An 8,633-nucleotide genomic window follows, 5' to 3' on the forward strand; every position below is an offset into this window, starting at 1 on the left:
GATCTTGTCGAGAATCGGTTCCAGCATTCCCAGGGCTTTGTTCGGCCGGGCCCCTGCGCAGCCAGCCCCGCGTGTTGCAGGGCTGGGTGGATAAGCAGCGCCGACTGATCTCGAAGATCAGGGCGCCGAGCAGCGCTGAAAAAAACGAGACGCCATGGACACCGAGCAGCGCGGCATAGCCGGCGAGCGGACTCGGTGGCGTTTGTGAATAGCCGGCGGCCAGCCAGGGGAATCCGGTAAAAGCCCAGGCACGCAAGCACTCGGCAAGCATCCACAGGCTGGCGAAGAGCAGGCCGCGCCGCCACCAGCCGGCAACGGCGAAGCCAACGAACAGCGCTCCAGCCAGTGCCGGGAAGATCGCCAGGGCCAGGCAGAAGAGCACTGTCGCGAGGCCCGCCACGGCTGCCGGCATGCCGCCAAAAACGCTCAGGCTGACATAGACCCACGAGACGCCGGCCAGAAACAGGCCAAAGCCATGGGCAGCGGCGATCAGCGCGCCGCGCCAGGCACGCCGGTCGCCGCTGCAGCTGTCAATTTCGATACATAGCAGAGCAAACAGGCCACCGAGGCTCAACCAGTTGACCGGAAACCAGCCAAGCGGCGCAAAGCCGACGACCCCCGCGGCTCCCAGGCCGGCGGCGCCGAAGCTGCGCCAGCGCCAGGCCCTATTCGGCAGGATCGCCCGCCTCCGGCGATGGCGAGACCACCAACGTGTAGATGCGTCGGCTGTCGGCGCGCAAGATCTGGAAGCGGATGCCGTCGACGACAATCGTTTCGTTGAACTGCGGTACCCGGCCGAGGTGAAGCAGGATCAGACCGCCGACAGTCTGGCATTTTCTTTCGCTGAAACGGGAGCCGAAAGCCGCGTCGAAGTCGGCCAACGCGGTATGTGCCTTGACGCGGTAGAAACCATTCGGATCGAGTTGAATGTTATCGTCGGCCTCGTCAAAATCGTATTCGTCTTCGATTTCGCCAACGATCTGTTCAAGGACGTCCTCGATGGTGACCAGGCCGGCAATCCCGGCATATTCATCGATGACGATCGCCATGTGATTGCGCGATACGCGAAATTCCCGCAACAAGAGGTCGAGGCGTTTGAATTCGGGGATGAACACCGCCGGACGCACCCAGTCACGCAGCCTGAAATCGCCTTCCCCCTGCACGCGCAGCAGATCCTTGGCCAGCAGGATGCCGACCACATTGTCGCGACTGCCGTTGATGACCGGAAAACGGGAGTGGGCGGTGGTGTTGACCCGGCTGATGACCTTCGCAAGTGAATCGCTGACGTCCACCACCTCCATCAGCGGGCGTGGCACCATGACTTCCCGCACGCACATTTCCGAAGCGGCCATGGCGCCTTCCGTGATGCTCAGGGCGTCGGCGTCAAGGAGCTTGCGCTGATGTGCCGAGTACAGCAGCTGCATGAGTTGTTCGCGATCTTCCGGCTCGCGCACGAGAAACGAAGAAAGACGTTCCAGGAAACCGGGTTTGGGACTGCTACTATCCATATCTGCCTTGTGTGGAATGCGGCGTCAACAGCGACGCTTGGCCTGCGGAGCGGCGCCGCTGACGCTTCACCCCTCGTTGCGATCCGCGGACCTGGCCATCCGGGGCGGTCTGTCGGCTCCGCCGATGAGCTCCCTCTCGGCATCCTGAGCCTCGCCGGCCCCCCCGGTCACAGGCTTGCAGGCGCAGCATGCCATGGACGATCGGCTTTGCGCAATGCGATTTTCAATATCGAAGCAACCCAGCCACGCTCATGCCAGGCGATCTCGATGAGTCGTCACGAAGGGTCCGGGCGGCTGTTCGCGGCCATGTAGTGCACCGCCAGATCGTCGATGTTGCGCAGGCGACGGCTCAGTTCCCGGGCCAGATTGAGGGCAAGCAGCGTAAAGGTCTGCGGGTCGGACTCGTAGATCTGGAACAGATCGGCGTTGGACAAGGCCAGCACCGACACCGGCTCGAGTGCACGGATCGTTGCCGAACGACGCTGCGTGTCGATCAACTCCATCTCGCCGAAAACGTCACCGACCTGGAGAACGGCGATGCGCTTGCCAAACGTGCCGTTCGCTACAGGAGAGGCTTTCAGCACCTCGACCGAGCCGCTGCAGATCACGAAGAGGGAGTCACCATCTTCTCCCTCCTGAACAATCACCTCGGTAGCCGCGAAATGAAGTTCTCGCATCAGCAGCATGATCGACTGCATCGCCTGATCGCTGACGCCGCCGAAAATGGGTTGTTCCTGGAGGAATCGTACTGTCTTCACTGCGCACTCCGGAGACAAGGGTGGAAACCTGGACTGTGGAAATGGTTTATACAGGATCAATCAGTTAAACATTGAGGTTGAAGATTTTCCTCGGCACCGCTGATTCCGAATACCTGTTTGCGGATCCGGAACAATTCGTCGCGCGCGGCGGCGGCTTTCTCGAATTCGAGGTTCCTGGCGTACTCGTGCATCTCCTTCTCCAGGCGTCGCAGTTCGCGCGCCAGCTGCTTCTCGCTCATCGCTTCGTAGCCGGCCTGCTGTTGTGCGACCTTGAGGTCGCGCTGCGCGTTCTCGGCCTCGTAGACGCCGTCGATGATGTCGACGACACGTTTGCTGATCCCCTTGGGTACGATGCCGTTGGCCTCGTTGAAAGCGAGCTGTTTGAGCCGCCGTCGTTCGGTTTCGGCGATCGCTCTCCGCATCGAGTCGGTGACCCTGTCGGCGTAGAGGATCGCGGTACCGTGCAGGTGGCGGGCAGCGCGACCGATGGTCTGGATCAGCGAGCGTTCGGAGCGCAAGAAACCTTCCTTGTCGGCGTCCAGGATGGCTACCAGCGAAACTTCGGGAATGTCCAGTCCTTCACGCAGCAGGTTGATGCCGACCAGAACGTCGAACCTGCCGAGACGCAGATCGCGAATGATCTCGGCACGCTCGACGGTATCGATGTCCGAATGCAGATAGCGCACCCGCACTTCGTTTTCGTTGAGGTAATCGGTCAGGTCCTCGGCCATGCGCTTGGTCAGCGTGGTGACCAGCACCCGTTCCGCCAGTCCGGCGCGCAGCCGGATCTCCGACAGCAGATCGTCGACCTGAGTCGAGGCAGGACGAACGATAAGTGTCGGATCGACCAGCCCGGTCGGGCGGACGAGCTGCTCGACGACCTGTCCCTGGTGTGTCGCCTCGTAGTCGGCAGGGGTGGCCGAAACGAAAATGGTCTGCCGCATCAGAGCCTCAAACTCGGCGAACTTCAGCGGCCGGTTGTCGAGCGCCGATGGCAGACGAAATCCGTAATGGACGAGGTTCTCCTTGCGCGAGCGGTCGCCCTTGTACATGCCACCGACCTGAGAAACCGAGACATGCGACTCGTCGATGAACATCAGCGCATCGGTAGCCAGATAGTCGATCAGGGTGGGCGGAGGTTCGCCAACCTGGCGTCCCGAGAGATGCCGGGAATAGTTTTCGATACCCTTGCAGAAACCGACCTGATCGAGCATTTCCAGGTCGAAGCGGGTACGCTGTTCGATGCGCTGCGCCTCGACCAGACGGTTCTCGGCGTTGAAGTAAGCAATCTGTTCAACGAGTTCTTCCTTGATCGCCTCGATTGCCCGCAACACGGTCTCGCGCGGCGTGACGTAGTGCGACGACGGGAAAACCGTGAAGCGCAGCAGCCGAGCTTGCAGATGGCCGGTCAAGGGGTCGAAGAGCTGCAGGCCTTCGATCTCGTCGTCGAACAGCGAGATTCGGATCGCCTGCTCGGCGTGTTCGGCGGGGAATACGTCGATGGTGTCGCCGCGAACCCGAAAGGTCCCTCGGTTAAAGTCGGTCTCATTGCGCTCGTACTGCATGTCGGCGAGGCGTTTGATCACCTCGCGCTGCCCGATGTGGTCGCCGACGCGCATGGTCAGGATCATCTTGCGGTACTCGTCGCGGTCGCCGAGGCCATAAATGCACGAGACGGTGGCAACGATCACGCAATCCCGGCGTTCGAGCAGGCTCTTGGTCGCGGACAGGCGCATCTGCTCGATGTGCTCGTTGATCGACGAATCCTTTTCGATGAACAGGTCGCGTGCCGGCACATAAGCTTCCGGCTGGTAGTAGTCGTAATAGGAAACAAAATACTCGACCGCGTTATCGGGAAAGAATTCGCGGAATTCGGCGTAGAGCTGTGCCGCGAGCGTCTTGTTGGGCGCCAGGACGAGCGCCGGACGACCCGTTCGCGCGATGACGTTGGCCATGGTGTAGGTCTTGCCCGAGCCGGTGACTCCGAGCAGGGTCTGGAACGAGAGCCCGTCCTGCAATCCCTCGACCAGCCGATCAATGGCTGCCGGTTGGTCGCCTGCCGGCAGGAAGGGTTGGTAGAGACGAAACGGGCTGCCCTCGAAGGTGACGAAGGGTGGCTTCTCACGAGAATGCGCTTGAGTCGGCATGTTAGAATTCTACGTTGTTTCGCGACAGATCGGCGTCGAGAACAATCGTCCCGTGTTCTGTCCCGCGGACCGGGTTGCGCCTCCGATAGGTGAAGAAACCATGCCCGGCCGCTCTCATCCAGGCACGACGACCCCTTTTTGACCAACTGAGGAACCTGCATGACCGCTTCGATTTTCGCCGCCGTGGAAATGGCTCCACGCGATCCCATTCTCGGCCTCACCGAATCATTCAACGCCGATGGACGCTCGACCAAGGTCAACCTCGGCGTTGGCGTGTACCTCGATGGCAGTGGCAAGGTGCCCCTGCTTGCTGCCGTCAAACTGGCCGAAAAAGCACGTCTGGAGGCCATGCCGCCGCGTGGCTATCAGCCGATCGACGGTCTGGCCGCTTACAATCAGAACGTACAGAAGCTGCTTTTCGGCGCTGACTCGGCACTGCTCGCGGATGGGCGCGTGCTCACCATCGAGGCGCTGGGCGGCACCGGCGCGCTCAAGGTCGGCGCCGACTATCTGCGGCGTCTGCTGCCCGAAGCCACGGTCTATCTCAGCGATCCGAGCTGGGAAAACCATCGCGCGCTGTTCGAGAACGCAGGCTTCACGGTGGCGACTTATCCTTACTACGATCCGGTGACGCGAGGCGTCAATTTCGCCGCCATGCAGGCTGGACTGCATGCCTTGCCGGCAGGTTCAATCGTCGTTCTGCATGCCTGCTGCCATAATCCGACCGGCGCTGATCTCGACGAAGCACAGTGGCGACAGGTCATCGACGCGATCGGCGCACGTGGCCTCCTGGCTTTCGTGGACATTGCCTATCAAGGCTTTGCCGACGGTCTCGGAGAAGATGCCCTGGCGCTCAGGCTGTTTGCCGAGTCCGGCTTGCAGTTCTTCGTGGCGAGCTCGTTTTCGAAATCGTTCTCGCTGTACGGAGAGCGTGTCGGTGCCCTGTCGGTGGTCACCGCCAGCCGGGATGAAACGGCGCGCGTGCTGTCACAGATCAAGCGCATCGTCCGCACCAACTACTCCAGCCCGCCGACGCATGGGGGGGCCATTGTTGCTGCGGTGTTGTCCAGTCCGGAGCTGCGCCGGATGTGGGAAGAAGAACTGGCAGAAATGCGCGGGCGAATCCGCGCCATGCGCCTTAGCCTGGTCGACCGGCTGCAGGGCCGGGGAGTCAGCCAGGACTACTCATTTGTGATCCGGCAGCGAGGGATGTTCTCCTACACCGGACTCAGCGTCGAGCAGGTCGATCGCATGCGCGAGGAGTTCGGCATCTATGCCGTGAGCAGCGGCCGAATCTGCCTGGCGGCGCTGAATACGCACAACATCGACTACGTGGCTGACGCCATCGCGGCGGTCCTGTAATGGATGATCCCCCCCGCTGATCAGCGGTTGGGGGTTTGCGTCAGCGGCGACTGGAGGGGGCCGCTGATCAGGATCGACCGGCTGCTGCGATCGGCCTGGCCGCGCATCAGCACCTCCATCCTGCCGCGCAACTGCAGCTTTCGGCTCAGTTCGATCTGTCCGGTGGACTGCATCAGGCCGGCATTCAGTGCCAGGCGTGAAAAGAGGAAAGCGTTTGGCGTCACCGTAATGGCGCCGGACAATTCCTCGAAGCGGGTCCAGCCGCCCAGCGTTGCCGGCGTGGTCGACGACCGGCGTACTGCCTCGGGGAGATCGATGCCACCCAGCCTGCCACGATGCATCGTGAAGTTTCCGCTGGCCTGGACAGCAGCGGGCAGGTCTGGCCAACTGGCCGAGTGGGCCGAGAATTTCAGTTTGCCATGCGCTTCGCCCTGAAATTGACTCCCGATGCCCAGGGCTTCGCCGAGTTTCCGGGCATTGATCCGCTCAAACGACAGTTCACCGGCAATGGCCGCTTGCTGTCCATCGTGCAGGATTGCCGCCGCGCGCACCAGGCCATCGAAAATCCGCGATTCAAAGCTGTCAATGACCCAATCGCTTCCTTCGATGACGCCCTTCACGTTCAAGGAATCAAACAGATACGGCGAACCCTGCGCGACCCGCCAGGCGATCGCATCGATCTGAACCGCGAGCCCGCGCTCGTTCGGGTTGAGCTTCAACTGCAGACCGCGGTCCCGCGAGCGCAGCGAGATCGACTCCAGGAGATGATCCGCAGAGAGTTCGCAGTGGCCATTCATTTCGCCAATGGTCAGTTCGGCAAACGAGAATGCCGCATTGCTGACCGTCAACTGCTGGACGCCGGCCCGGGCTGACGGACTTGCGACGGAGGCCAGCATCCGCGACAGATTGCTGATCGCCGCTGCTGACAGCCTGACGTCGCTCAGCTCGGCCTCCCTGAAGAGAATCTTGTCTGCCCGCAGCGTCTGGAGTACGGGCTGCAGGCGGATCTCGGCGATCTCGATCCCGTCGCTTCCCTCACCAAGGCGGACATTGACCAGCAACAAGCCAGGCCGGGGGTAGACGCTGACACGCATCCGGTCGACCCTGACAGGCTGCCCGATGCTCTGCGCCAGGCTGGCTTCCACCTCAGGCAGGTAGTTGGCATAGGGAAAGAACAGGGCCAGAAGAAAGAGCATGGCGCAGAGCGACAGTCCCCCCAGCAGCAGGCCCAGCGGCCAGGTCAGCGACCAACGCCGGCGGCCTCGCCGGATTGGTTTGAGCGTCGGCGCTTCGTCCGCAGTGGTGGGCCTGGCGAAGGCCTTCAGACGATCAAAAAGAGAGGGTTTCGGCACGGCTTCGGCGGTTGCCGCCGGCTTGGCTGCTGTGGCTTCCTGCTGCAACTGCAGGGCTGCGCCGGACAGCGGACCGCCGCTCAGCGAAGGCTGCGGCGTGAGCGAGCCGGGCGCGCGCGAGGGATGGCTGCCCCGACTTTCAGGAAAAGGGATGCTCCGGCCTTTCTGGTCGTCGGATGCAGGTTCCTCGACCGGCGGCACAGTCTTGTCGCCGAAGGTGGAGAATTCGGAAACCGCGCGCATGGCCGTTGCCACGATGCCTGTGGGGGAGTCCTTGGCGTGCCGCCAGACCGAGTTCTTTTCGATTCTGCGTTCGATGAAGCCGTCGTGTTCCAGTTCGAGCAGTGCGTTCTGGGTAATCGGAGCATTGCCGGTCTTGTCGCACAACTCGGCGACGGTGGCGTTGCCATCGACGAGAATCAGCACCATCCGGACGTTTCGCTGGACGACCCGCGTTCGTTGCAGCATCGCTTCTTCGCCGGCCGGGGTCTTGGCGAAAACCAGATTGGCATCGATCAGATCAGGGTCCATCGTATTGGCAGGGCCGCAGGGTTAATGTGAAAGGTGCGTTGGTGACTTACGACCTTCAGGGAAGGGTTCGGCAGTGGCAAGGATCGAATTGTGCACCTTGTTGGCAGACGGGAAAAGGCGCGGACGACATCGGCCGGCATCTGTGCGTCGACAGCATAAACGGCCTGGCCCATTCCTGCACTGCAAATCGCCTGCTGACCGGATGTTGATCCGCTGCAAAGAGAGCCTGGGAGACTGGCCATTCATTCCGGCAACGGCGCCGGGTAGTAATGAACGGCCAGCCAGACACTGGTCTGATCGGGGCTGGTCCAGTCCACGCGGTGCCGCCGATGCGGCGCGATGTGCAGATAATCCCCGGCCTTGAGCCTGCGGGCTTGCGTCTCGTCGGCGAAACGCAAGCTCGCCTCACCTTGCACCAATAGCACCCATTCCCCCTCTGGCTGGTCGTACCAGAAACCCGGCGGGCTGGACTGGCCGGTCGAGACGATGCGTTCGATCGTCAGACCGGGCCGGGCCAGCAGTTGCCAAAACTGCTCGGTGGGCGAGTCTGGAGGCGGAAGTTTGGCGAACAGATTGTCCATTGGGCGTGAGCAGGCAACAGATACGCATGGTGAAGTGTGGATGATAAACGCAGCCGATCCAGAAAATTCAAAAATGGCTGCGTTTGAATTACCATGTTCTGGTCAGTTCGCTGCCCGCCGCGGAGCACCAGGACGCGCACAGCGTTCTGCTGTTCGACGTGCTCGGCGGTTTTTCTGCAGGTCGGAGTCAGGATCTGCTGCTGCCGCCGCCATGGCCCTGGCTCGGCGATGCGCTGGCGACGCTGATCCAGCGCTACCGCACGGGTCTGCAGGGCGAAGACCGCCGCATCACAATGTTGGCGCCGCTGCGCAGCTTTGCCTGGCAGCGGTTTCGTACCGAGCGCGTCGCGGACGACACTACCGCGGGCTCCTGCGGGCCATACGAACGCCTCGA

The 8,633-nt window shown here is 62.0% G+C and carries 7 protein-coding genes and 1 pseudogene; 2 read left to right on the plus strand and 6 right to left on the minus strand.

Annotated features, from left to right (window positions below; genetic code table 11):
• From CAPSK01_RS12350 to uvrB, 4 genes and pseudogenes are all read right to left on the minus strand, one after another.
• Positions 1–574 (minus strand): annotated as a pseudogene (locus tag CAPSK01_RS12350) (hypothetical protein); the annotation flags it as partial.
• A 91-nt stretch (positions 575–665) separates the two neighbouring features.
• Positions 666–1,508 (minus strand): transporter associated domain-containing protein, encoded by an 843-nt coding sequence (locus CAPSK01_RS12355; RefSeq protein WP_034926971.1) that lies wholly within the window; start codon positions 1,506–1,508, stop codon positions 666–668.
• Between the two features lie 275 nt (positions 1,509–1,783).
• Positions 1,784–2,266: a cyclic nucleotide-binding domain-containing protein gene (locus tag CAPSK01_RS12360; RefSeq protein ID WP_273703602.1), complete on the minus strand. Its 483-nt coding sequence runs from the start codon at positions 2,264–2,266 to the stop codon at positions 1,784–1,786.
• Between the two features lie 56 nt (positions 2,267–2,322).
• A complete protein-coding gene (uvrB, locus tag CAPSK01_RS12365) occupies positions 2,323–4,413 on the minus strand; it encodes an excinuclease ABC subunit UvrB (RefSeq protein WP_034926974.1) in 2,091 nt (696 codons plus the stop codon).
• Between the two features lie 159 nt (positions 4,414–4,572).
• Here uvrB and CAPSK01_RS12370 point away from each other — a divergent pair, with 159 nt between their 5' ends.
• On the plus strand, positions 4,573–5,775 hold the full coding sequence (locus tag CAPSK01_RS12370; RefSeq protein ID WP_034926977.1) for an amino acid aminotransferase: 1,203 nt from the start codon (positions 4,573–4,575) through the stop codon (positions 5,773–5,775).
• A 20-nt stretch (positions 5,776–5,795) separates the two neighbouring features.
• On the opposite strand, the gene CAPSK01_RS12375 is transcribed toward CAPSK01_RS12370, so the two are convergent.
• Both CAPSK01_RS12375 and CAPSK01_RS12380 read right to left on the minus strand, forming a co-directional pair.
• Positions 5,796–7,658: an AsmA-like C-terminal region-containing protein gene (locus CAPSK01_RS12375; RefSeq protein WP_034926980.1), complete on the minus strand. Its 1,863-nt coding sequence runs from the start codon at positions 7,656–7,658 to the stop codon at positions 5,796–5,798.
• A 242-nt stretch (positions 7,659–7,900) separates the two neighbouring features.
• The gene (locus CAPSK01_RS12380) at positions 7,901–8,239 is read right to left on the minus strand and encodes a cupin domain-containing protein (protein ID WP_034926982.1); all 339 of its coding nucleotides are present in this window, start codon (positions 8,237–8,239) and stop codon (positions 7,901–7,903) included.
• A gap of 83 nt (positions 8,240–8,322) precedes the next feature.
• Between CAPSK01_RS12380 and CAPSK01_RS12385 the strand changes: the two genes are divergently transcribed.
• The coding region (locus tag CAPSK01_RS12385; protein ID WP_034926985.1) for a hypothetical protein at positions 8,323–8,633 on the plus strand (311 nt) is incomplete at its 3' end.

Source organism: Candidatus Accumulibacter vicinus, assembly GCF_000584955.1.
GTDB lineage: Bacteria > Pseudomonadota > Gammaproteobacteria > Burkholderiales > Rhodocyclaceae > Accumulibacter > Accumulibacter vicinus.

Excerpts from the sequence above, each read along its gene's own strand:
- CAPSK01_RS12355 (WP_034926971.1), bottom strand. The coding sequence starts at position 1,508 with ATGGATAGTAGCAGTCCCAAACCCGGTTTCCTGGAACGTCTTTCTTCG.
- uvrB (WP_034926974.1), bottom strand. The coding sequence starts at position 4,413 with ATGCCGACTCAAGCGCATTCTCGTGAGAAGCCACCCTTCGTCACCTTC.
- CAPSK01_RS12370 (WP_034926977.1), top strand. The coding sequence starts at position 4,573 with ATGACCGCTTCGATTTTCGCCGCCGTGGAAATGGCTCCACGCGATCCC.
- CAPSK01_RS12375 (WP_034926980.1), bottom strand. The coding sequence starts at position 7,658 with ATGGACCCTGATCTGATCGATGCCAATCTGGTTTTCGCCAAGACCCCG.
- CAPSK01_RS12380 (WP_034926982.1), bottom strand. The coding sequence starts at position 8,239 with ATGGACAATCTGTTCGCCAAACTTCCGCCTCCAGACTCGCCCACCGAG.